Here is a 25,428-nt window from a genome sequence, read left to right as displayed (position 1 = left end):
ATATGAACAGAAAAAAATATTTATTGCTATTCAAATACGTTGCCAATGCATATATCAGGACATTTCTGTTTTCGATACCGTTTACGGCGCTGTTTTTTGTTATTCTGCTTGTAAGCGGGATGTACAGCAGGCTTGATCTTAAATTTGATTCTCCTGTTCTTGTGCTTCCGATGCTGGCTTCGCTGATACTTGCGGCAGTCGTTCTTGTTTTCGGGCTTATCCTGTATGTTTACAAATACAGGCGCACTGTGGACAAAACAGCGTTCTGCAAGGCAGTTTCGGCTGCAATGGGAGAAGAAAACCGCTCTTCGGGAAGAAAGGCAGGATAAATGAAAAATAATGAGATAATGATTTCTGTCAGATTTGAAAAAGAAGCTGACAAATACGATGAAATGTCTTTTCTTGTGCTTAAGGATATCACTCTGAAAAATTTTATAGAAGCGGTATATTACGGACTTGAAAAGGATAAGAAATATGCGGAACGCTTCGAGCTTTTCCGAAGATATCTGAAAACAAGAAAAGAGCTGATTGTGCTTTATACCGCAAAGGGAAATCACAGTATAATAGATATTAACGAGGTCTACGGTGAAAAAAGAACAAAGGTCTATGACATGGCTCTTGAAAAGCTGGGATTTGTTACTTCAAGCTGCATTCTTATTACTTTCAGAACTCAGCTCACCGTCCCCTCGCTTTTCAGTGCGAAGGACTCATCAGGGTTTATTCTTAAGGAAAACAACAGTCTTGAGTACAATATCAGCACAAGAAGACTCAATGTTGTGGAGCCGTCTGTGATAGACATCATTCCGCCTAACGAAATGCCGAAGCCTGACAAAACGTCGCTTCTCGATATCATGATACCGACGCTTCTGTCCACAGGCGGTATGCTGGGGGCGAGATTCCTCATAATGAAGCTGTCTCCCTCCGCTGCGGGAATGGGCAGTACAATGCTGATGATGTCGGGGGCAATGGGCGTTGTTGCTCTTGTTACGTCCACGTATAACTTCTTCAAGAAGCGCAGGGAGCACAAGGGCAGCGTAAAGGAATGGAAGGAAAACTACGAAAACTACATTGCACGAATGATAAAAACTATCAGGACATGGCAGGAGAGCGACATAGTTTACCTTAATACCACCTATCCCGAAATGAGCGAGCTTTTCAGGAATACAGCGGATATCAGCGGCATGATCTTTTCACGTTCGAGAAACGACAAGGACTTTATGACTATCTCTCTCGGCACGTCCGATGAAGTCAAGCCACTGTTTGAGATAAAGTATGACAGAAAAGACAATATTTTCTACGATATCTTCTATAAAATGAAGCCCGGCGGCGACGGTATAGAGATACTTCTCCCTGGAAGCAAAAAGAGAAGCAGAAAGCTTACTCCCGAGGAGAACAGCGAGCAGGACAAGAATCGTTTTCTGCTTACCGACCTTGCGTATAACTTTGCAAATAAGGGTATTACCGCCGATGACAATACTATCGGCTTCAATTACCTGAGAAGCAGGAACAAGGAAAAGAAGCCGCCTCTGCTGCTTGACCTGAAAAGCTGCGGAGCTCTCGGCGTGATATCAGATGATGATGTCGTTTCGGAGAAATTCATAAGACACGTTGTATATGAGCTTTCATTCTATCATTCTCCCGAGAATCTGCAGTTCGTTTTCCTTTTCAATGAAGAATCCGACGAAGAAAAGCAGAATAAGATACTCAGCAAATACAGATACCTTCCCCATACAAATGAGCTTCTTGACGGAGTTTCGCAGTTCGTTTTTGACAAGGAGAGCTCGGGAATAGTTTTCGGACAGCTTTTCAGCATTATGAACGAGCGCAACGGCAGCAGAAACGAGTCAAAGGAAAATGAAAACGAAGAGCAGAGCGAGGAAAACAAGTTTACGCAGATAGTCTGCATAGTTTTCCATGATTATGACATCAAGGAAACAGGCTTTTCAAAGTATCTCCCTGAAGTTCCCGAGGAGGGCAAGCCCTATGTGAACCGTCTCGGACTTACATTTATCTTTATCCAGCCTCACAAGGAGATGCTCCCTAAATACTGCGGAAATATCGTTGATATAAGCAGCGGCAATGAAAATGAGAGAAAGGTAAGTCTGCGTTACAATATTCTTAACCGTGAGACTCTCAACTTTCTCAGCGAGGACAGGAACGACAGAAACAAGGCTCATAATACCGATAATCTCATTGAATACAAGCATTTTCAGAACAAGTATATATTTGAGAGCGACGCTCAGACCGACCGCGACTTTGAGCTTGCCTACAGGCAGCTGAGTTCGATATATTACAAAAGGATAGCAGAAAACGGAAATGTTCCGTCAATGGTCTCGCTTTTCGAGCTTTACGGCTATGATTCATCGCTTGTTAACAGCGGCAGGATATCCGAGGATATCATAAGGAACTGGAGCGACAGCTCTGCAAACGACGTTACACGGGATCTCTGCGTTCCTATCGGTAAGAACGAACACGGAAATATGTACCTTGACCTGTACGAAAAGGCTGACGGACCGCATATGCTGGTGGCAGGTACGACAGGCTCGGGCAAATCCGAGACTATCATAACTTACCTTATAGGGCTTTGCATGAAGTATTCCCCTGCGGACCTCAATCTGATGCTGGTCGATATGAAGGGTGGAGGCTTCTCCGACAGACTCGGCAGTTTACCGCACTGTGTGGGAGTCGTTACCGATACGGCAGGCGAGGAGGAGGGAACTCCTGCGGCATATATGCTGAAAAGGTTCCTTGAGTCCCTTAACGCCGAGATAAAAAGGCGAAAGCTTCTGCTTTCGGAGTTCGGTGTTGACAATACCGACGCCTATATGAGAGCGCTCAGGATAATAAGGAAGATACAAAGCTCCGCTCCTGACGAGAATACCGATGACCTCAGGAAAAAGCTCAACGAAAAGCAGAAAGAAATGCTTGGCAGAAAGCCTGAGGAGCTGAGATCGCTTTCACATCTTGTACTTGTAGTCGACGAATTTACCGAACTTAAAAGGTTCTCGAACGAAACCAACGACGTTGATTTCATAGCTGAGATAACAACTATCGCAAGAGTGGGACGTACACTGGGATTCCATATAATCCTTGTTTCTCAGAACATCGAGGGTGCCATAACCGACGATATCAGAGTCAACTCAAAGGCAAGGATATGTCTTAAAGTCGCTACAAAGCAGGCTTCAAAGGAAATGCTGGGAACTTCGGCAGCTGCCGCACCCACAATGCCCCTCAACGGACGTGCGTATCTTTTGGTAGGAACGGGAACAAGATTTGAGTATTTCCAGTCCGCTTACACGGGAGCAAACAAAAATATGGACATTTCTCCTGCCGTTAAGGTCTCATGCATACCCAATTCGGGCAGGAACGACAAGAGCTTCTATTCATCAGACAAGGACAATAAGGCTGAAATGATCAAGAACAGGAACATCAGCGAGCACGATACCCAGCTTGCATACATTGTAAAATGCATAACCGAGGCAGGCAGGAGCTTTGAGCGGCCTGTCCAGATATTCCTTCCGCCACTTCCGGGAGTTATTATGGATAAAACCGAATGGGAGGGAACAGAATGATCATGGATAAAATGATTTGTACGCTTGGAAAATTCGATATACCCGTAATACAGCAGCAGCCGCCTTTCAGAGTCGACCTTCTTGACTCGAATATCATGCTTTTCGGTTCGTCTATGAGCGGAAAAACGACATTTCTGAAAAATCTCATCAATATCCTTCACAAAAAGTATGACGAGAAGTGCGAGCAGATATTTATCCTCGACTTTGACGGCGCACTTTCGGAATACCGCAGTATGCCGCTGGTTTCAGCATATTATGACAATTCAAACGAAGAATACGTAAAGAGGATATTCAGGATACTCGAGGGCATACTCAAGGAAAACATAAAAGTGCTGGACGGAAAGAATTTCCGTGAGGCGGCAGAGGGCAGACAGCCTGTCCATACTACGTTTATTATCGACAATTTCAATGCATTTATGGACGAACAGCGCTATTCGTCCTATCATGAGAAATTTGCAAGAATTTCCCGTGACGGTATCTCAAAGGGCATATCTATAGTTGTAACTGCTTCGGAAACACGCGGAACAGCAATGTTTTCGGGAAGCTTCAGACAGAAGATCGCGTATGAGATGCCTGCCGACGCATATTCCGAGATATTCGTGTCAAAGCCCGGTATCATCGGAAACAACGCAGGCCACGGCTTTGCGAACGTTACCATAAAACCAGATAATATCACGGGTACATTCAAGATGAACCTTCCCTACGAGGTCCAGACCTCAAAGCCCGAGGGGATAAGTGACCCTGATTTCAGCATAAATCTGAGAAAAAAGTTCGGATACAGCGAAGAGGAGAAGGAGTTCCTGCAACATGTAAAGCGGAACAAGACCTTTCCGAAAGAGCTGACAATGGAGGATTTTGATATATTTGCCGACAGAAATGCTGCGGAAAAGCCGGGGCTTTCGGTAAATGTCGGCCTCGATTATCTGAAATTCGAGCCTGTTTCCGTTGATTTTGAAAAAACTCACGTTATTGCGGTCTATGGCAAAAAGGAATTCGGAAAGACCAATCTTCTTAGGCTGCTTTGCAATGGCATTGCGGAAAAAGAATCTTCTGCGCGTTTCGTTTTCTTTGACGACGGAAGAGAGCAGCTGAAGGAGATATGCTCTGAGATGGCTTCTTCTCACGAAACGGTCATGATAAATAAGTTTGAAACAGCTGAGCTTGAGAGGAAGGACGGCACTTCTGTGAAGAGAAAGCTCTCGCCGCTGCAGCAGTTTTACATTTATCTCAACAGCAGTCATATCGAGCTTGACAAGAAGTTCCTCGCTCCGTATTATGACCTTAGCGACCAACTAAAAAAGGATTACGAGCTCGTGCCCGACTGCAATGCCGCAGATGACAGGCTGACTGTCTTTGTGATACAAAGTAAGCAGATATATCTCAATTCCGTGGAATGCAGAAGATTTATCAACTATATAATGCCGCAAATGGCTGCTATGGCTGATGAAAAGAGGTACATCTTCATATTTTCCGACGTTCAGAAGATAAGCGACGGCGAGCAGAATGCCTTCTTCAACAATCTTATCACTGCTTCGTTCCTGCTTGACAATATTGCGGAATTTGCAGGCGAACGCGGACAGAAGACCATTTTCGGCAACATGGACGTAAAGTATCTTAAAGAAGAATATGCGATATGCGAGCTCGGCGACGGATATTATTACGACGTTGAAGCGGATAAGCTTCAGAAGGTGAAGTTCATAAAGAATACGTAAGGTCTGCTTTTCTGCATTATTTCTTGACATACCGCAAAAGCGGTGATATAATAAGCTTGCTTGATATACTGTCATATAATGACGAAAAGGAGAGAAATTATGAAGGATAAGGATGTCAAAAAGAAGAAAAAGTGGCCGAAGGTGCTTCTGACCATAGCTGTAATAGGCGGAGCTCTTACGGGATTTATCGCCTTTAACGCCTCAAAGAACATGGAGGTCATGAACAGGACTCTCGACGCGGGAATGAAGACTCTCTCAGAGTACGCCGAGGTCACACCTGTTGATACCGGTGATTTTTCGCAGATAAAAATGTACGGACTGATGAAGTTCAATGTTTCGCAGTACGACGTAAGCGAAGTTGGAAATCTTTCCGTTATGACGGTAAATATGGGCTTCATGCAGATGGTTTCATACGTTATCACGCCATATGAAAAGAATATGCCGCTGATGTCCATGGATTTCATGTATATTCTCGGAAAACGCAAGGCTTATGCTGAGTTCTACGATCTTGTTCCCGATAGGACAGACGGCGCATTTATGAGCGTTCTTGACTCGCTGAAGGAGTTTGAGAACAGATACAGCAGTCTTGAGGATATCACTACAGACCCTGCGTGGTATGACGACCTTATGACGGTAGTTCTCCACAAGGCAGGAAAGCGCGCTGACGATGACGTGATAGAGGAAATGTTCTGCGATGCAATAAGAACCTATATGGAAAGGGCGAACGAGCTTGAGGAGCTTTCCGACGCGGAAAAGGCTGAAAAGCTTGCACTTACCCGGGAATACTCTGATAATCTCATTTCAAAGGGCGGAGTTTCAACCGATGTTTTCAAAAAAGCTCTCGGCGAGGATAAGACAAAAGAGTTTTTTGACAAGGTATTTTTCGGTACGGAGCGCAGAAAATAAGCGCTTTTCGTCAGAATAGAGCTGTGCGGACAGTCATGGGAGCTGAAAATGTGCCTGTGACTGTCTTTTTCGACGCAGCTTCATTGTGGGCTGCAATTTCTTTGATTATGGAGAGCTGATATGAAAAATTTATGGGGAAGACTATTGTTCCTTCTTGCACAAGCGAATAAAATACATATTCTATGGTGCGGAGCTTTAATGCTGACTATGCTGGTGCTTGCCGTGCTTCATCATCGCTGGAGGGACTATGACGGCAAGATCAGACGCTGGCGAAAGCTTTGCCTCATACCTTACCTGATAATGCTTGCCCATCATTTAATCTATGTTTCGGGAGCTCCGCATCTGCTGAGCAATTACACGCCTATGTACCTCATAGCGCTCATTGCCTTTGTGCCGATGCTGTGCGCGGATATGGAAAAGGGTTACAGGATATTTGCACCGATAACAGGAGTAATGACGGTAATATTAGGTGTTATTTCCTGTACTTTTTCCGGTGATATGCACAATTTCACGCGGAAAAGCTACACAAAGTCCTTTCATGCAATGGTAAGGGAAATGGACAGGAGTTACGTCCTCAAGGAGTGGAAGGAGCTGGATTTTTCCGCTCTTGAAGAGAAATATATGCCCCTTGTGAGAGAAGCCGAGAAAAATAATGATCCTGCTGTTTTTTCTGACGCTGTATTCATGTTTTGCAGTGAGCTCCACGATGGTCACGTAATGGTCTACAGTGATTATGACGAGAGTAAGTATCATTCTGCATTCGAGATGAACGATTACGGACTTGCAATGGTACAGCTGGACAGCGGAGAAGTTATTGCGGTCTGCACCGAAAAAGAGGTAAACAGGCTCGGGATAGAGGACGGAACTGTAATAACGAAATGGAATGGAAAGCCTGTTTTGCAGGCTGCCGAAGAGCTCACGGAGTATGAGGGAGTTCCCGTAAAAGCCAATGCTGACCGCCTTGCTATGTTTGAGCTTTCGCAAACGGGCGGCGAAACTGCTGAGGTCACGTTCATCGACAGTTCGGGTGCGGAGCAGACTGCCGTACTTTCGGCGCGTGAGGACGAGCATACGCTCGACGAAGCTTTAGACGCCTTTACCCACAGTCCCGATAGCCGCAGGGAGATACTGGTGTCCAATTTCGGCACGAAAATGCTGAACGAAAAATGCGGCTACCTGAGGCTCAGCGCTGAGACCACGGGCAGCAACATACGTGACTATATCAACTTTTTCAGGGGCGAAAGCAGCAGTGCAAGGGAGATGTTCCGCAAAAAGCTCCGCAGGCTGAAAGAGCAGGGAATGGAGTACCTTGTAGTTGACCTGCGGAACAATCAAGGCGGTCATGACGAGGTGGGCTGCGCGCTCTGCGACCTTTTCACCAACGAGGACAGCTATGTGCAGGGAGTCGGTTTCCGCAGAAACGGAGAATACGTCCGCACAGCTTACCACAGCCTGCACGGCGACGGAGAATTTGCCGATATTAAGGTAGTTGCGCTGACAAATATGAACTGTATAAGTGCAGGCGACGTAACAGCGTATCAGCTTTCAAAGCTGCCGAATGTTACTCTCGCAGGTATCACTGACCCAAGCGGCAGCGGTCAGATGACAGGCGGCGGCTGTATCCTGTCAGATGGGGTAGTCAGCGTTGGCTATCCTGTGGGACTTACGCTCAATGAGGACTGCGAGCCCGACATAGACACCCGAGCCGATATGGTCAGCCGTAATCCTGTTGAGGTGCGTATCCCGCTTGACTATGACGCGGCAATGGCAATATTCCGCGATAATAAGGACTATGAGCTCGATTGGGCAGTAGATTTCCTCGAAAACGGTGAGAAATAGTTTCAAACTTCATATATTCAGTTATCTCCGAAGCCCTTAACGCGATACTTATACAGCTATTTATGCTTTATAACGGGAGAAGTCCTTTTAAAAGAAGGTTTCTCTCAGTATAAGGTACAAAGCTCCTATATGAGAATCGTGTTAAACTTCGGGGATATTTTTATACAGGGAGAAAAATATTATATTTTTTTCGGCAAGAATATGAATTTTTGGTTAAAATGCTTGAAAATTGTTTAAAAAAGTGGTATAATAAGGAAAATGCTTATAGCTTTCGGACAGGGGGGAGAGCAATTGGAACAGCAACGCAACGAAAATCCCGATATATCTTGGATACATGACCTGTTGAGTGACATTTTAAAGCTTTCTACGGACGGGGATCGCAATTTGCTCCTTGAAAAGTATTGCAGTGAGCATAAAGGGGAAACAGAAGAACTTATATTGAAGGACGCGGACAGCATAGCCGAAATGCTTGTACGTTTCAGGAATTACAGCGGCATTGTCAACCACAAGCTGATGTCGCTTACGGATCACGAGAGGGCTGAGCTCGAAGAAACAGAGCGAATTATAGACGAAAACCAGTTCGATTACTATTTTCAGCCGATTGTCAGCGCTAAGGACGGTGAGATATTCTCATACGAAGCCCTTATGAGACCAAAGAGCTCCATGAAGCTGTCACCGCTCCATATACTGAAATACGCAGGGCTTGTCAACAGACTTCCCGATATAGAGCGCGGCACTTTTCTTAACGTGCTCGGTATCATAGACCTGCGGAAAAGCGAGTTCCTTGGAAGAGCGGTGTTCATAAACAGCATTCCGGAGGCAAAGCTCGATGCAGAGGACTACAGAAAAGTCACGAAAATGCTTCTGAAGCACGCAGATACGGCGGTTGTCGAGATGACAGAGCAGTCAGAGATCGACGATGAGAGCCTTGAGGCGCTAAAGGAACGCTACAAGAATATGGGCGTAAAAATGGCTATCGACGATTACGGTTCGGGATATTCCAACGTTGGAAATCTCCTGCGGTATATGCCGAATTTCGTGAAAATAGACCGTTCTCTGCTCCATGAGATACATACAAGCCCGAAAAAGCGCCATTTTGTAAGAGAAATAATCCAGTTCTGCCACGATAATGATATCCTCGCTCTCGCAGAGGGAGTTGAGACCGCAGAGGAGCTCCATACGGTGATACTCCTGGGAGCTGACCTTATACAGGGCTATTTTACGGCAAGACCTGTTCCTGAGATAATCAGCTCGATTCCCGATGATATAAAGCAGCTCATAAAGCGCTATCATCAGGAACGCGAGGAGGGCATAGGACAGCAGGTCTATCTTGCGGACAGTGCGGAGAGAGTACTCCTTGACAGACTTGCGCCGTCGGGTATCAAGTGTATAGTAGTGGGAGCAAACGGAAACGGCGATGTCACTGTTGAGGGCGATCCGAACGTTGACTCGCAGATACGTATCGAAACGCGGAAGGGCTTCTGCGGCCGGATAATCCTCGAAAACGCATGGCTCACAAGCATAAAAAACAAACCCTGCATAGACATCGGCGAGGAAAATGACATAACAGTCGTTCTTGTCGGGGACAATAAGCTCGATATGGGCGGAATAAGAGTTCCCGAGTCCTCGAAGTTCACCCTTGCAGGAGACGGAAGACTTGAGATAAGCCTCGACGATAAGGAGTACTATGGTATCGGAAACGGTGCAGGACTTCTGCACGGTGAGCTCGTTTTTGAGCAGTCGGGCAGACTTACCGTTAATTCCCACGGGCAGACGGGCGTAGCCATAGGTTCCGGAAACGGCGGTATCATAAGGATAAACTCGGGGCAGTACCGTCTGAATCTGCAGGGAGATGTTGCAGTGGGCATCGGAGCGCTGTATGCGTCTACGGAGCTGTGTATACATGACTGTGATATCGGCATGGAAATGACCTCGGCACGCGGAACGGCTATCGGCACTATCGGCAGAAGCGTCGATATCAGGATATATAAGACCTCTGCGAAGATATTCATGTCGGGCATAGAGCTTGTCGGCATAGGAACTCTTGACGGTGAAACAGTGAAGCTTACAGTAAATGAAGCCAGCTGCTTCGTGAACATCAAGGGAGAGCGCTGCTCGGCTGTTGCTGCTCTTGAGGGAAAAAGCGATATCAACTTTGAACAGGCTGCCGTCAGACTTACGGTGGAGGGCAGCCAATCCCTTGGTATCGGCGGATTTACAGGGGATACGAGAATTATGCAGACTGACGCCAATACTCATGTGATCCTCAATTCTGCTGCGAATGTGGGAAACTACTTCAAGCGCGAAAATATTGATTCGGCTCACGGAAAATTCGTATTTACGCTTAACGGAGCTGATACTATCGTTATTGAAGGGTAATAATAAAAAGCCTGTTTTGCAGGAAAAGTCATTGGACTTGCTGCATGACAGGCTTTTTTGTGCTGAAAATATTTCGGGAAAAACGAGAAATCGGTTCAGAATTACTAAATAATATTAATAAATAGCACAAAAAGACAACAGAAAGAGAAAGAGCGCAATTTTTAATATTGACTTGTTGTATAAAAAGCGATATAATTTACTTACGTTGTTATATTTTATTATGCAAAATAAATCACATACACGAGGCGGTCGCTTCCAAGCCTCATACACATCATAAGCCATAACAGGTGCTATAGTTCATATCTTCTTGAATATTCGGCACTGGAAAAAGGAGGAATTAAAAATGATCCGCAAAATTCTCGGAATGCCTGCCCGAAAAGCAATTTCATTACTTGCAGCAGCTTCTGTGATAACAGGACAGCTGGCAGGGACAATGCTCCTCAGCGCGACAGCTGCCGACCTCAGCTCCACAGCTGAGATACCGTCCCATAATACATACTGGTTGGGCGATGAAGAAAGAAAAGCAGGCGCTGCTGATGAAAAGATCACAGCCGATCCATGCCTTTCTATGGACAAACTGACAGTTCCTGCGTCTGCCGCAGGTTCTAAGGTGACAATGAATGTTTACATCAATGACGAAAATATAAGTGACGAAATCGCGTACTATGCATACGGAAACGTGAACATTGATATGGACGCCCGTCTTGCAGCTTCTGTAAGGAAGCCTGAGTCGGGAGGAACGAGCGGAGTTAATCTTTCAGCTTCAAATCTGTCTGCTTCGGGGTACAGACAGGTGCTTCATATGTATTTCACCAGCGGACACGGCAAAAACGGCGTATATGCAGCTATTGATGTAACTATCCCCGAATATGCCAAGCCGGGCGACATATTCTACTTCAATATATGCGATACGGTCAATAATGCTACACGCCTTACCATGTACGGTGCAAATGCTTCCGACAATATATTGTATGAAAGTGAAAAGAAGCCGAAAACAGCCGATACGAGCGGTGATAAGCTTCTTAACGGCACTCCTTACGACGGATATATCCTCATCGACCCTGAGTCGGAGGCAAAGGCTTCAAGCACTGTAAAGAAATATGACCTGATCGTAAAGGACTCTATAGCATATGCAGTGTACGATGACCACGCTGAGGTAGCTTACGGCGAATACGAAGCGGAAAAGGCTGAGATACTGTCTGAAATAAACGGAAAAAAGGTAACTTCTATCAGCGACTCTGCTTTTGCGTACACAAAGATCAAATCGGCAGTCATCTCCGATACGGTTACTTCTATCGGTAATTTTGCTTTCCTGAATTCCCCACTCGAAAAAGTAACTATCCCAAACAGCGTTACTTCTATAGGTGGAAGCGCATTCAATGGCTGTCCGCTTGAGTCAGTGACTATCCCGGACAGCGTTACTTCCATTGGGGCAAGCGCTTTCCGTGGCAGTGGGCTCAAGTCTGTAGAAATTCCCGACAGTGTGACAGTTCTTAAAGAATACACATTCTCAGGCTGTAAATCACTGGAGAAAGTGACACTTCCGTCAAAGCTGGAAAAGCTTATGAATAATGTCTTCTATTTTTCAACAGCCCTCAGCAGTCTGGAGCTCCCCGATACCTTAACTTATATCGGACGCTGGACATTTGAAGCTACTAAGATAAAGGAGCTGGATATCCCTGCCTCTGTGACGTATATTGAGGGAGATGCATTCGGAAGCTCCAACATCGAGACCATAAACTATCCCGATGACAAAACTACGCTCCCCGACAATGCTTATTCGGGCGCTTCACATATGGGAACCGTAAAGCTTCCTTCAAAGCTGACAGCTATACCAAAGAATGCATTTTACAACTGTGCTTCGCTAACAAGCGTTGATATTCCCGAAAATGTAACAAGTATAGGTCAGTATGCCTTCCAGAGCTGCGGCGTAAAGGAATTGGCGCTGCCTGATTCTGTCAAGACACTTGAGCCTTACTGTTTTGCATATTCAAAGATCGAATCTATGGAGATACCCGAAAGATTCACGGAACTTCCTGTGGGTATGTTCAATAGCGATGGTATGCTCAGCAGCATAAAGCTGCCGTCAAAGCTTACGGCTGTTCCTGATAATATGTTCAACGGCTGCTCCAGGCTCACAGGCATAGAGTTCCCCGAAACTGTAACGAGCATAGGTGCGAGTGCGCTGAACGGCAGTGGTATAACAGAGCTTGAGCTGCCAAAAGGACTCAAAGAGATATACCCTTCTGCTTTTGCAAACACAAAGCTCAAGGCTGTTGAAATCCACGAGGGCATAACGGCTCTTCCTACTCATGTTTTCGGCAACTGTATGGCGCTTGAGAGCGTAAAGCTGCCCTCTGCCCTGACAAGTATAAGCGATAGTGCCTTCAAGGGCTGTACAGCTCTCAAAACATTGGATATTCCCGACAGCGTGGAGCTTATCGGTTATCAGGCATTCAGAGAATGCGGCATTACAGAGCTAAAAATGCCGATTTCTCTGAAAACGCTGAATACGTATACGTTTGAGGGGGCAAATCTTGAAACTGTTATATATGATGACAGTCTTACAACACTTCCCGATAATGCATACAGCTGCCTCAAAAACATGAAGTCTGTAAAGCTACCGTCGAAGCTTACTGCTTTGCCGAATCATGCTTTCTATTGGTGTGCTGCACTTGAAAGCATAGATATCCCCGAAACGGTTACAAGTATAGGCGATAGTGCTTTCCATGGCTGTAGTGCGCTGAAGAGCATTGAGCTTCCCGAGGCGCTTACGGATATCGGCTATTATGCTTTCTATGATACTATTGCGCTTGAAAGCATAAAGATACCTGATAATGTCAAAAGTATAGCCACAAGTACTTTTGCGAACAGCGGCATAAGATCTGTAGTGCTTCCGAAAAATCTTGAATCTTTGGGAGCTTCAGCATTTTTTAACACTTCTATTGAATCAGTGGAACTGCCTTCAGGCTTAAAGGCATTGGGCGATGCCGCATTCCATAACTGTGCGGCACTTGAAGAGATAGAGATACCCGAGACAGTAACAACCGTTGGAAATAGTGCTTTCAGAGGCACAAGCCTGAGATCGGTTGTTATCCCCGAGGCGGTCAAGTCAATTAATACTGCCTACCTGTTTATGGATTGTACAGAGCTTGAATCTGTAACTCTTCCCACATCTGTAACGGCAATATCCGATTATGCATTCGGCAACTGTGCAAAGCTTAAGGGAGTGGATATCCCTGAATATGTTACTGATATACGCAGTTTTGCATTCAGCGGAACTACCTTTACGTCTCTGTTTATCCCTGCAAGTGTAACGAATATCAATCCTAAAGCCCTTGACGGAAGCAAGATCGACACCATTTACGGCTACAAGGGTACTGCTGCCGAAAAATATGCGAACGAACACAATTTGAAGTTTGTTGAGAGCGAAGGCAGGATATGGAACAGGTCTGACAGACTTCCTGTCGGCGGCATCTATAAGCTTGGCTGCGATGTTACTCTCAGCGGAACAGCGTCAATAAGCGGTATACTCGACCTTGACCTTAACGGACATACAATAAATGCTCCTGCCATAAACTGCAGCAACAGCAGCGAGGTCATCATAAGAGACAGCTCGGCAGAAAAAACAGGTGCCGTAAGGAGCACAGCTTCCAATAATCTTATCACATCGTATAATAAGCTTACCATTTACGGCGGCACATTCTACGGCTATGATAAGGGAACAACCTATGCTACAGTAAGGATAAATGCGGGCGATTTCGAGTTGAACGGCGGAGAAGTGATAGGTTATTCAAGCAATGCGCTTTCTGTCAGAACGGAAAAGGGTAATGTAAACCTTGCAGGCGGCAAACTGACTTTCAACGGAAGCAGAGAAAATATATCCGACGAAGATGGTTCGGCTGTATGGCTGGCAGGCAATGTATCGGGTAATATCAACATCACAGGAACAGAGCTGCATTCAAACTACGGACCTGCGGTCTATACAGGTGATTCAGGCGCAAAAGTAAACATTTCCGGCGGAAAGCTCATAAGCGACTATGATTACGGTATAAAGTGCTTAGGCGAATGCGCTGTCAACCTCAGCGGAAATATCAGCATAACAGGTAAAAACGGCGGTATTTACATTCCGAAGGACAAGCCTGTAAATATCACAGGCGCAGTTACAGGAGCTGATACCAGTATTTACGCAGAGGCTTCGGGAGCTGTCACCAATGGACTCGGAAAATATGTGTCAGCAGACGTGCTGAAGAACTTCATGCCGATGATAAAGGCAAACGGCGAGCTCAGTATTGATAAGGACGGCGAGCTCTGTATTGCATTGACTGAGCAAGCTCAGCCTGTAACTACCACTGCAGCGCCAACAACTGCTGCTACCACCACCACAACAACTACACTTACCACAGCAACGACTTCTTCCTCAACAACCACAACGACCATCACTACTACAACCACAACAACCACAACGACCACTACTACCACTACTACAACAACGACTTCCACAACAACTACCACAACACCCACAACTACTGAATCAACGACTACAACAACTACCGCTGAGACCACGACTGCAGCGACTACTACAAAGTCTCCTCTCATTGTAGGCAGTCTCAGTATGAGGCAGATGAACAAGACAGAGATCGAAGAAACAGGTATCGACCTCAGCGGTGCGGAAAACTTCAACAGCTTCAGTTATACTATCGACGCTACTTACGGCGCTGCTGGAGTAGTTATCCAGAGGGATTGTATTTACGACAGCTTTTTTGATAATCTTTACAGCAGAATACAATTTACACTTGCAGACGGACGTATAATCGAGCTGGAAGACGACGATGACAATGATACAGAGCATAACGGCGGTCAATTTATTGAAGAGCTCGGAGCATATGTATACCATGAGCAGAATGCGGAAGAAGAAATGTATATGTTCGTGGACGGAAATTGCAGGTGGCTCAAGGAATTTTACGATGTTCAGCTGTTTGTTTTCAACATAGGCGGCGGTACTGTCACAAACTGCCGTGCAGCTCTCGATTTTCAGGACGGACTGACGCTTGTTAACAGTGAAAGGATTCAGGAGCTTGAAAATCTTGATCCATGGGTGCCGAGAGTGGCTCACTGGTATCTCCGTGCTGACAAGGCAGGGGTATATCCTCCGCTTAAAGCTGAATTGAAAGGTTACAAGAACGGTGACCGCAATGATCCGTATGAAAAAGAATTCAGTACCAAGGACGAATTCAGGGTTTTCACCACTGACGCTATCAAGATGTATATAACTATTCCCGAGTATTCGTATTTCAGGAAGGATTATGTTTTCAGTATAGAAATTGAAAACAGGACCAACGCACCTCTCTACGACCTTGATCTGTTTGTGAAAAGCTTGAAGCAGACCTCAAAGGTAACCCTTAAGGACAAAGTAGATATGGATTTAGGCTTTATCAACATTTCCGGCGAACAATCACAGACTAAAAAGGAAACGCTCCAGTGGTCAGGCGGCTATGATCTGAAAGTTTCAGAACTGCTGCCGGGAAGGGAAAATGCGGCGAAGCTTGAGATCAGCGTCAAGGATCTTTGGAAGTCGGTTTATGAAAAGTATCTGTCAGCGGAAATATTTGACGCAAATGAAAATCTGCTGTATGATATGCTCTCAGCCGATCCCGACCTTTTCCGGTTAGACCTGGTCCGCTCGGCGTATGCGAAATATTTCAGCGAGCTTCCTACGGAGCACATCTTACGCGATGTAGTTGTGAACTTCTACGGCGCTCAGACACCTATAGACTGTGAGGTGATAAAAGACAGCTCAAACGCTCCGAAATTCAGCAAACAAGTTGACATTATCACAGACACGGCACGAAACAGACTGAGAGATATTTTCAACGGACCGTCAGATCCTCGGAATGAACTTGAAAAATTCAGGAATGACTTTATATTCAACATGAATATAAATGACGAGCAGGAAGTTTCCAATGCATTTACCGATTATGTGAACGGAAGATACGGAAACGGAAGACTTCGCGGTGCTCTTAACATAATTGGCGACTATTTCGTGTATCATCGTAATCACGGCAAGCTGCTGAAAAACATTTACGTTGAGGTAGATACACGTCACGGAGCTCCTTCTGCCGAAGGTGCGGCAAACTCTGTATCAGACAGCGCATTTGAGCTTTCGGACATCAACGGCAGCAAAATAGGCGAAGACGGAAAGTTTGCAGTAACAGGCGATGAGGATATTATCAGGGTAAAGGCTCTCAAAGACGGAGTAAACGGAACTCTCATATATGAGTACGCAGACGGTACTAAGGAAGAGCAGAGGATACACAGCGTCAAAGCGCATCAGTGCATATCAACAGGCGGATTCAGGGTGCTTTATGCTCCACAGGGTGAAAAGGCGGGCTTTGCAGTACGTGTATGCGACGTTTGCGGAGAGCTCACAGACTGTTGTCCTATACATCACGAGGCAGTCGCAATGCTCAGCAGCAATGAGGCATATGCTGATATCAGATATGCAGTTGAAGATGCAGTAACAGCAGGCGAAAAGACCGAGCTCACACTGTTCGGAAACGTTGTGGTAACAGCTGACGTGACTATCCCCGAATATGTTGATGTTCTCATAGCGGATAATGCAGTTATTACCGTAAAGGAAGGCTGCAGGCTCATAGCAGAGGGCAAGGTGACTGACCTTTCGGGCAGAAATTACGATCTCAGCGGAAATGGTCCTGTAGTCACCGATACGACGACAGCTGTATCAACTACAACTACATCTACAACAACTACGACTTCAACAACAACTACTGCGACTACTACCACCACAGCTCCCGTAACAACAGCTGACGATAAAAATATCGCTTCAGACGAGCAGCTTGCTAAATGGGCAGTCATCGACTATCAGGAGAAGAATGTCAAGCAGGTCGGAGATACAGACGTAAAGACCACCGCCGACGGTCAGCTTGAGATAGTACTCAGGGACAAGTCAGGCAAGGTTCTCGATACATACACTATCGACCCTGAGACAGGTGAGGGAACAAATTCAGCAAATGAAGCTGTTTCGCTCCCGCAGACAGGAAACAAAACAATGACAAATATTTTAATGGCATTCGGAGCACTTATCATGATCGCACTTGGTCTTGCAGCCGTTCTGAAGTCGGGAATATTTGAACGCCATAAGGATAATGAAGAATAATACAAAGGAAAAACCAACAAAAAAGCAGTGGGCTCTGTTTATAACAGGGCTCGCCGCAATACTTCTCGGAACGAGTATTTTAGGATTCTTTTGCGGCAGAAAGCTGTACAGAGAGTACCGCAAGCATAAGCTCATGCGTGAAAATCCCGTTATTGAGATCGCTGATCTGAATATTAAAGCTCCTATTTTGGAAGGAACTGATAATGAAGTACTTGCCAAAGCGGCAGGGCATTTCATGGGAAGCGGCGAATTGGGAAAAGGAAATTACTGTATTGCAGGTCACAGCAGTACGATCTACAAGGAGTATTTCAACGATCTCAAAAAAGCGGAGCCAGGCATGGAGATAAAGCTGTACGACACAGCTAAGAATTGCTACAGCTATACCGTGAGCGAGAGCTTTATCGTCGAACCGAATGAAACATGGATACTTGGGGATTTCGGTGATAACAGAGTAACGATAGTTACCTGTACCGACGACGGTACTCAGCGGCAGATAGTCGTGGGAGTCCTGAAATAAAAAACAACGGCCCGGCTCAAACTTGATACTTATACAGAAACTTATACTTTATATCGGGGCAAACCTTTCTGAGGAAAGGTTCTTCCCTCAATAGAAAGTACAAAATGCTATATAAGTACCAGGTTTGAGCCGAGCCGATTTTTCGCAGTATACCGTAAAAAGTTCATTGTGTCCGTGAATTTGCATACATATTTTACTCTTTTTTCATGCATGATATCAATTGAAATAATTTTATTATTGTGGTATGATACAATTATAGAATAAATAGTTGAAAGAAATATGTTAATTATTTCTATAAAATGCAGTATCTGAAAGGGTGATGGAGTATGACAAGCAAACGGCATTCAAAAAGAGCAGCGGCAATGGCTGTTTCATTCCTTATGATGACGTATCTGATACCGAATGATGTTGCCATTGCTGAGTACATAATTCCATCGATGCCCGATTTTTCGTATATCGGTGAGATAAGCGGCATGACGGCTGAGCAGACGAAAAAAGCTGCGGAGGTGGTATATGAGGCGCTTTACTCACACAGCAGCACTGTGGATTTCAGGAATAAGGGCATAAAGATGACTTCCGCGAATACCGACAGCCTTATAAGCATATACAGGCACGTTGCCGCCTGCTATGACGTGGGAATGCTTGCAAAAAAAGGAACAATCACATATCTGCCGAGCAGCAGTACCATAAATCTTTCCTATCTTTTCAGCGGCAGCGAGTACACGGAGCAGTACAACGCCTATATGGCAAAGCTCGACGATATCCTGTCCGGAGTTGACGACAGCTGGTCCGATGAGGAAAAAGCCCTGTATATCCACGATTATCTTGCAGTGAGCTTTGATTATGATTATCCTGCCTATTACGGAGCTGTTACCCGCCCTGACAGGGAGCAGTACAGCTCATACGGAATGCTCAAGAACGGCATGGCTGTCTGCGAGGGCTATTCTGAGCTTTATGCGAAGCTTATGAATAAGCTCGGCATACGCACTGAGCTTGTCACAAGCGACGAGCTTTCACACGCATGGAACGTCATTACCATAGACGGAAGCCGTTATTTCGTTGATGTTGCCTGGGACGACGGCTATTGCGGCTACAAGGGTATCGTAAAGCATTCAAATTTCCTGAGAACTGTACCTGAAATCGCAGTCGAGAACCATGATACCAATGACTGGAAAGACGTTTTCGGAAACGACCTGTATAATTTGCAGGTGCCCGATACATTCAGCAGCGCATTCTGGCTGGATTCGAGAGCTGTTATCAAGCCCTATGAGGGCGGCTGGCTCACAATAAAGGGCAAGCCCGGCAAGGTCACGGCAGAACTGGCAAAATATGATGGAGCTGCTCATAAGACCTCGTCTGTACAGGCTTTGGCGAGTATCGGTTCTCCCGATTCTGTATGGTATGTATGGGGAAATCCGCGTTCCTACTGGACAGAGGCCTTTACCGTCCCCGAAATAGTGAACGGTATAGTGTATTATTCGACCCCTACAGTGATATATGCCCTGTATGACGGTCAAAAGTCAAAAGCCTACGAGCTTTCGGAAGCTGAAAAGAAAACGGGTTACATTTACGGTATGTATTCAGACGGAGTGAATATGTATTACGGACTGGATACCGAGTATCATCATGCCGACAGCACCGGAAGTGTTCCTGTAAAGTATACAGGAAAGTCAATATCGGTACTTGAGGCGAATATAAATGCGGTCACGACTGTTGTTACGACAACTGCTTCAGAAACGACCACGACAACTACAACGACGTCAACCACCGCAAAACCTACCACTACAACTACAAAAACGACAACAACTACCGCAAAACCTACCACTACAACTACAAAAATGACAACAACTACCGCAAAACCTACCACTACAACTACAAAAATGACAACAACTACCGCAAAACCTACCACTACAACTACAAAAACAACGACAACTACTGCAAAACCGACCACTACAACCACGAAAACAACGACAACTACTGCGAAACCGACCACTACGACCACGAAAACAACGACAACTACTGCAAAACCGACCACTACGACCATGAAAACAACGACAACTACCGCAAAACCGACTACTACAACCACGAAAACAACGACAACTACTGCAAAACCGACTATTACAACTGCAAAAGCGACGACAACTACCACAGCAAAGCCAAAACAGAAGCTTGCAGGTGACTCGAACGGAGACGGTATAGTAGACTTGTCGGACGCAGTACTTATCATGCAGGCTCTTGCAAGTCCGAATGTATACGGACTGGAAGGTACGGCGGAAACACATATAACAAGGCAGGGAATAGCAGACGGCGATGTTGAGGGCGGCGGAAACGGAATAACACTGAATGACGCTCTGACAATACAGAAATACCTGCTGAAGCTCATAAAAGCGCTACCTATATAACAAAAAAGTCCCCGTACTTTGTGTGATACGCATAGAGAAGTATTTGTGAGATTTATTGAGGAAAACCCTTTTGAAAAAGGGTTTCCCTAACAGGGACCTGTCCCCTCTGTCCTTCGGACATCTCCCCGTACAACGGGGAGTAATCCTCGAACTCCTTTCCTAAAACTTCCAGCTTAAATTTTTGCAAACAGGACGCCCCCTGTAAGATATACAGAGGGCGTTTTTATTATGTCGGGCGTCCTGTTTGCAAAAATTGGGGTTAAAAGTCTTTGGAAAGGGGTTCGGGGGAGAACCTTTCCTCAGAAAGGTTTCCCCCGGTAAGTCCCATATAAACTTCTTTACGAGTACCGCACATAGAGTACGGGGAATTTTGCTCAGTCTGTGTATTCTGTGTGGTTTTTACCGTTATTTTTGCCTTTATAGAGGCGTTTGTCAGCCTTTGTTATGACTGTATCTATCTTATCGACGGGAATTCCCACGCTTATGCCGAATGTCATGGTAACTCCGAATTCGCAGTCATCGATCTCGAAGGTATGAGCCCTCAGTGACTTGTGTATCTTTTCTGTAAAGGCAAGACCTTCCTCGATACTGGACTCGGGAATAATGAACAGGAACTCCTCACCGCCCCATCTTGCGGCGTATCCGTCGTCGGGAATGGTGCTTATGAAGAGGTTCGACACATAAACAAGGACCTTGTCGCCTGCGTCGTGGCCGTAGGTATCGTTGACCTTCTTGAAGTTGTCGATATCGCCGATACCGATGACGTACTTACTTTTGGGTGAACGGCTCCTTCTGCGGATACTTCTGATGTTCTCGTTCATTGCACGTCGGTTGTAGAGATTGGTAAGCGGGTCGATAGAAGCGAGCCTTTTGAAGCTCTCGCGCTGGTCCACCAGCTGAAACTCCATATATTCGCGGATAAGGATATTTGTCATAGCAGCGCAAACAAGAACGAAAACGCCAATGAAAGCGTTGGTTATCTGCATTGCTCTGATAAGTTTGTTATCCATGAACGGGTATTGGCCGACTGCGTCATAATCGAGTGTTATCTTGAAATACAGGAAGAATCCCAGTGATATACCGCCGACTATAAACGGGATATACATTCGTTTTGTACTTGTAAGGAACGTCGCGGGGATTATCAGTATAAAGAACATTGCGAAATCGGGCTGCCAGCCCATAAGGTGCGTTGCATAGGCAGCATGGACTATTATCTCAAGATCCGAAAGGTAGATCAGCAGGCTTCTTTCATGTACGAAACGAACGGAGATAATGAGCGCTATATAGAACAGAACGCTGAAAATATTGAATATCATCATTTCGCGTACTTCAAGTATGCGGAACATGATTAGATACGTGATATGAGCACAGAGACAGGCAAGTAGTCCAACGGAAAATGCCGTTACTTCGTGTGTTTTATCAAAGAGCTGTTTGTGGTCAGAAACGAATTCTCTTAGGAAAGTAGTGCTCTTCTGGGAATCCATACAATTGTCACTTCCCCTCAGGTGTGGTTATGATTTATTATACACCAATCAGCGTAGAATTTCAATATATAAATTGTTAATAATGAGATTTTATAAATAAATATTCTTTAAAACGGCAATATTTTGCAAAAAAATCATAGTCTCGGGGGATTTTCGGAAATATATCTGTCGAGTATCTCGGCAGCCGTCCTTACAAATCTTACGCAGGGACGTACTTTATAGTACTTTTCGGTGCGCTTTTCCGGCTCGGGAGTGCTTGTTACCGAGAGTTCCTTTAGAAGCTCGCGGCAGATGATCGTGCCGTGTTCTGCCCTGAACTCAGCGGCAAGCTCCTGTATGCGCTTGTAGTGTCCGGTCTTTTCCTCATGCGAGAAGCTCTCATCAGGGCCGTAGAGTATGCCTGCAATCATGAACATAGCCGAGCAGGCACCGCAGACCTCACGCATTCTGCCCATACCGCCGCCGAATGACGAGGAAAGGCGCACGGCGAGGTCTCTGTCCATACCTGTAACGTCAGTAAATGCTACAAAAACCGCCTGGGCGCAGTTCAGACCTCCTGCAAAGAGCTCGCAGGCATTATCAGCGTGATCGTATTCCATATATTTATTCTCCTTACGAAAAATCGAAATTCAGCTATGCTAAATTCTGAAGTTGAGAATTGAGAGTTGAAAGTTATGGTGTCGCCTGCGGCGACATAATTTAAATAATGTGAGCGAAGCGAATTCATTAACTCTCAACTCTAAACTCTAAACTAATCATAATTTTGCGAAGCAAAATTATGATTTATATTATACCTTATTATGGGCAGAAAATCAAGAGCAGAGGAGTAAGTTATTTTTTTAACGCTTCATATGGCGAAATATAGCCATGTTCGGCAGCTCCACAATAAATGGCGAAATATTTTTGTAAAAAAGACTTGATTTTAAAGCCAAAAAGTCGTAAAATATATATTAGGTATGTTCGGCACGGAATAGGATACATTCGCACTGTATCGGTGCATGAAACTGAAAAGCTGCATATAGCGCTGCTTTTGGCAGTCGGCAATATGGGCTGCCTAAAAACCGAAAGGAGTATTTATAATGATTTATTCGCACGAAGTTGAAACAATGTGCCCTATCGCACAGGGCGTTGCTCACGGCGCTGCTCCGATCCCTGAGGAAGCAAAGTGGGTAAAGGCTAAGGAGATAAAGGATATTTCCGGCTTCACACACGGTATAGGCTGGTGTGCACCTGAGCAGGGTACCTGCAAGCTCACACTCAATGTTAAGGAGGGCGTTATCCAGGAAGCTCTCGTTGAGACGATCGGCTGTTCGGGTATGACTCACTCTGCTGCTATGGCTGCTGAGATCCTCCCCGGAAGAACTATCCTTGAAGCTCTCAACACAGACCTCGTTTGTGACGCTATCAATACAGCTATGAGAGAGCTCTTCCTCCAGATCGTATACGGCCGTTCACAGTCTGCTTTCTCAGAGGGCGGTCTTGTAATCGGTGCAGGTCTTGAGGACCTCGGTAAGGGTCTCCGTTCACAGATCGGTACTACATACGGTACTCTCAAGAAGGGTCCCCGTTACCTCGAGCTCACAGACGGCTATATCACAGGCCTCGCCCTTAATGAGGACGACGAGATCATCGGCTACAAGTTCATCAATTTCGGTAAGATGATGGACTTTATCAAGGCAGGCGATGACGCAAATACTGCATTTGAGAAGGCACAGGGCCAGTACGGCAGAGTTGCTGACGCAGTTAAGATCGTTGATCCGAGAAAAGACTAAGGAGGACTTGTAAAATGGCTTTATTTGAATCATATGAGAGACGTGAGAAGCAGATTCTCGCTGTTCTTAAGAACTACGGCATCAGCTCTATCGAGGAGTGTGCTGACGTATGTAAGGCTAAGGGTCTCGATATCTACAAGATGGTAGAGGGAATCCAGCCTATCTGTTTTGAAAATGCAAAGTGGGCTTACACAGTAGGCTGCGCTATCGCTATAAAGAAGGGCTGCAAGAGAGCAGCTGACGCTGCTGCTGCAATCGGTGAAGGCCTCCAGGCTTTCTGCATCCCCGGTTCAGTTGCTGACCAGCGTAAGGTTGGTCTCGGCCACGGTAACCTCGGCAAGATGCTCCTCGAAGAGGACACAGAGTGCTTCGCATTCCTCGCAGGTCACGAGTCATTCGCTGCTGCTGAGGGCGCTATCGGTATCGCTGAGAAGGCAAACAAGGTTCGTCAGAAGCCCCTCCGTGTTATCCTCAACGGTCTCGGCAAGGACGCTGCTCAGATCATCGCTCGTATCAACGGCTTCACATATGTTGAGACAGAGATGGATTACGCTACAGGCGAGGTAAAGGAAGTATTCCGCAAGGCTTACTCAGACGGTCTCCGTGCAAAGGTAAACTGCTACGGTGCAAACGATGTAAGAGAAGGCGTTGCTATCATGTGGAAGGAGAATGTTGACGTATCTATCACAGGTAACTCAACTAACCCAACACGTTTCCAGCACCCTGTTGCAGGTACATACAAGAAGGAGCGCGTTGACGCTGGCAAGAAGTACTTCTCAGTTGCTTCAGGCGGCGGTACAGGACGTACACTTCACCCTGACAACATGGCAGCAGGTCCTGCTTCCTACGGTATGACAGATACTCTTGGACGTATGCACTCCGATGCACAGTTCGCAGGTTCTTCATCTGTTCCCGCTCACGTTGAGATGATGGGACTCATCGGCATGGGCAACAACCCGATGGTTGGTGCAACAGTTGCTTGCGCAGTTGCTGTTGAAGAGGCTATGAAGTAATAGCTAATCGGCTATAATACGATAAAAAAGCGAAATCCTGACAAGTCTTATGATTTGTCAGGATTTTACTATTATTTGAAACGTCAACGTGATTTGTCACCCATTTGTCACCCTAAGTTTATTGTGGGTGACGGCTCCACTTGCTGCTGCTCAGGCTGCAATCAACGAAGGAAAGTAATTCCAAAATATACTCAGATTGGCTATTTTACGCTGAATCTGGACGATGCTAAAGAATACCTTTATGCGAAATCCACTAAGCGCAGGATACTAAGCTGGCGTGATATACACGTTAATGTGTTTATCTGAATAAAACAACAAGGCTCTCACAGTTTCGGCTGTGAGAGCTTTTTTGTACACTCTTTAAAACGAATGGCCGCCTAATGGCGGCCATCATGTTATAACGTTGATTTTGTATGCTCCACGGTCTTCGGGACCACAAGCCGACGCTTACGGATTTTCGGCAGTTTTTCATGTTTTAATATAATCCTGTTTTGTCCCTGTTTTTCGGGGAGAAAAGCTGATTTGGCGCTTATTGCCTTTGCAGAAAAATCTTAAAACTGTAGGAAAAGTGTAGGAAAATAATAAGAATCTCACAGCCACTTGCAAGTTCGTTTGTGTATCAATTCGATCACGTTATCAATCAATGTTATCCAAT

13 protein-coding genes are annotated in these 25,428 nt (G+C 45.6%); 11 read left to right on the top strand and 2 right to left on the bottom strand.

Going from position 1 to position 25,428, the window contains the following annotated elements; genetic code table 11:
• Positions 1–2 precede the first annotated feature (2 nt).
• The 9 genes from IKW96_RS12820 (at position 3) to IKW96_RS12780 (ending at position 20,504) form a co-directional block, all read left to right on the top strand.
• Positions 3–329, top strand: a complete 327-nt coding sequence (locus tag IKW96_RS12820) for a hypothetical protein (RefSeq protein WP_296575562.1) — start codon at positions 3–5, stop codon at positions 327–329.
• Complete coding sequence (locus IKW96_RS12815; RefSeq protein ID WP_296575560.1) at positions 330–3,572, top strand: FtsK/SpoIIIE domain-containing protein; 3,243 nt, start codon at positions 330–332, stop codon at positions 3,570–3,572. It begins immediately after the preceding gene.
• Positions 3,569–5,284, top strand: coding sequence for an FtsK/SpoIIIE domain-containing protein (locus IKW96_RS12810; RefSeq protein ID WP_296575556.1), 1,716 nt, complete (start codon positions 3,569–3,571; stop codon positions 5,282–5,284). The genes IKW96_RS12815 and IKW96_RS12810 overlap by 4 nt, the downstream gene beginning before the upstream one ends.
• 99 nt (positions 5,285–5,383) lie before the next feature.
• Positions 5,384–6,190: a hypothetical protein gene (locus IKW96_RS12805; protein ID WP_296575554.1), complete on the top strand. Its 807-nt coding sequence runs from the start codon at positions 5,384–5,386 to the stop codon at positions 6,188–6,190.
• Positions 6,191–6,310: 120 nt separating this feature from the next.
• Positions 6,311–8,029, top strand: coding sequence for a S41 family peptidase (locus tag IKW96_RS12800; protein ID WP_296575551.1), 1,719 nt, complete (start codon positions 6,311–6,313; stop codon positions 8,027–8,029).
• A 384-nt stretch (positions 8,030–8,413) separates the two neighbouring features.
• Complete coding sequence (locus IKW96_RS12795; protein WP_296575548.1) at positions 8,414–10,408, top strand: EAL domain-containing protein; 1,995 nt, start codon at positions 8,414–8,416, stop codon at positions 10,406–10,408.
• A gap of 343 nt (positions 10,409–10,751) precedes the next feature.
• A complete protein-coding gene (locus tag IKW96_RS12790; RefSeq protein WP_296575545.1) occupies positions 10,752–17,585 on the top strand; it encodes a leucine-rich repeat protein in 6,834 nt (2,277 codons plus the stop codon).
• On the top strand, positions 17,575–18,102 hold the full coding sequence (locus IKW96_RS12785; RefSeq protein WP_296575542.1) for a class D sortase: 528 nt from the start codon (positions 17,575–17,577) through the stop codon (positions 18,100–18,102). Before IKW96_RS12790 ends, IKW96_RS12785 begins: the two co-directional genes overlap by 11 nt.
• A 326-nt stretch (positions 18,103–18,428) precedes the next feature.
• Complete coding sequence (locus IKW96_RS12780; RefSeq protein ID WP_296575539.1) at positions 18,429–20,504, top strand: transglutaminase domain-containing protein; 2,076 nt, start codon at positions 18,429–18,431, stop codon at positions 20,502–20,504.
• Positions 20,505–20,878: 374 nt separating this feature from the next.
• On the opposite strand, the gene IKW96_RS12775 is transcribed toward IKW96_RS12780, so the two are convergent.
• Together IKW96_RS12775 and IKW96_RS12770 are read right to left on the bottom strand one after the other, a co-directional pair.
• A complete protein-coding gene (locus IKW96_RS12775) occupies positions 20,879–21,988 on the bottom strand; it encodes a GGDEF domain-containing protein (protein WP_296575537.1) in 1,110 nt (369 codons plus the stop codon).
• Positions 21,989–22,122: 134 nt separating this feature from the next.
• The gene (locus IKW96_RS12770; protein WP_296575534.1) at positions 22,123–22,587 is read right to left on the bottom strand and encodes a C-GCAxxG-C-C family protein; all 465 of its coding nucleotides are present in this window, start codon (positions 22,585–22,587) and stop codon (positions 22,123–22,125) included.
• 480 nt (positions 22,588–23,067) lie between these two features.
• Here IKW96_RS12770 and IKW96_RS12765 point away from each other — a divergent pair, with 480 nt between their 5' ends.
• Positions 23,068–23,760, top strand: coding sequence for a hypothetical protein (locus IKW96_RS12765; protein WP_295080535.1), 693 nt, complete (start codon positions 23,068–23,070; stop codon positions 23,758–23,760).
• Positions 23,761–23,774: 14 nt separating this feature from the next.
• Complete coding sequence (locus IKW96_RS12760) at positions 23,775–24,773, top strand: GGGtGRT protein (protein WP_296575531.1); 999 nt, start codon at positions 23,775–23,777, stop codon at positions 24,771–24,773.
• The last annotated feature ends 655 nt before the right edge of the window (positions 24,774–25,428 follow it).

Origin of the sequence: Ruminococcus sp. (assembly GCF_017549005.1) — a bacterium.
Classification (GTDB): domain Bacteria; phylum Bacillota; class Clostridia; order Oscillospirales; family Ruminococcaceae; genus Ruminococcus.
The sequence above is the reverse complement of the archived record's forward strand: the minus strand, read 5'-3'. Positions and strand labels throughout refer to the sequence as shown.

Excerpts from the sequence above, each read along its gene's own strand:
- IKW96_RS12820 (WP_296575562.1), top strand. The coding sequence starts at position 3 with ATGAACAGAAAAAAATATTTATTGCTATTCAAATACGTTGCCAATGCA.
- IKW96_RS12815 (WP_296575560.1), top strand. The coding sequence starts at position 330 with ATGAAAAATAATGAGATAATGATTTCTGTCAGATTTGAAAAAGAAGCT.
- IKW96_RS12810 (WP_296575556.1), top strand. The coding sequence starts at position 3,569 with ATGATCATGGATAAAATGATTTGTACGCTTGGAAAATTCGATATACCC.
- IKW96_RS12805 (WP_296575554.1), top strand. The coding sequence starts at position 5,384 with ATGAAGGATAAGGATGTCAAAAAGAAGAAAAAGTGGCCGAAGGTGCTT.
- IKW96_RS12800 (WP_296575551.1), top strand. The coding sequence starts at position 6,311 with ATGAAAAATTTATGGGGAAGACTATTGTTCCTTCTTGCACAAGCGAAT.
- IKW96_RS12790 (WP_296575545.1), top strand. The coding sequence starts at position 10,752 with ATGATCCGCAAAATTCTCGGAATGCCTGCCCGAAAAGCAATTTCATTA.
- IKW96_RS12785 (WP_296575542.1), top strand. The coding sequence starts at position 17,575 with ATGAAGAATAATACAAAGGAAAAACCAACAAAAAAGCAGTGGGCTCTG.
- IKW96_RS12780 (WP_296575539.1), top strand. The coding sequence starts at position 18,429 with ATGACAAGCAAACGGCATTCAAAAAGAGCAGCGGCAATGGCTGTTTCA.
- IKW96_RS12775 (WP_296575537.1), bottom strand. The coding sequence starts at position 21,988 with ATGGATTCCCAGAAGAGCACTACTTTCCTAAGAGAATTCGTTTCTGAC.
- IKW96_RS12770 (WP_296575534.1), bottom strand. The coding sequence starts at position 22,587 with ATGGAATACGATCACGCTGATAATGCCTGCGAGCTCTTTGCAGGAGGT.
- IKW96_RS12765 (WP_295080535.1), top strand. The coding sequence starts at position 23,068 with ATGATTTATTCGCACGAAGTTGAAACAATGTGCCCTATCGCACAGGGC.
- IKW96_RS12760 (WP_296575531.1), top strand. The coding sequence starts at position 23,775 with ATGGCTTTATTTGAATCATATGAGAGACGTGAGAAGCAGATTCTCGCT.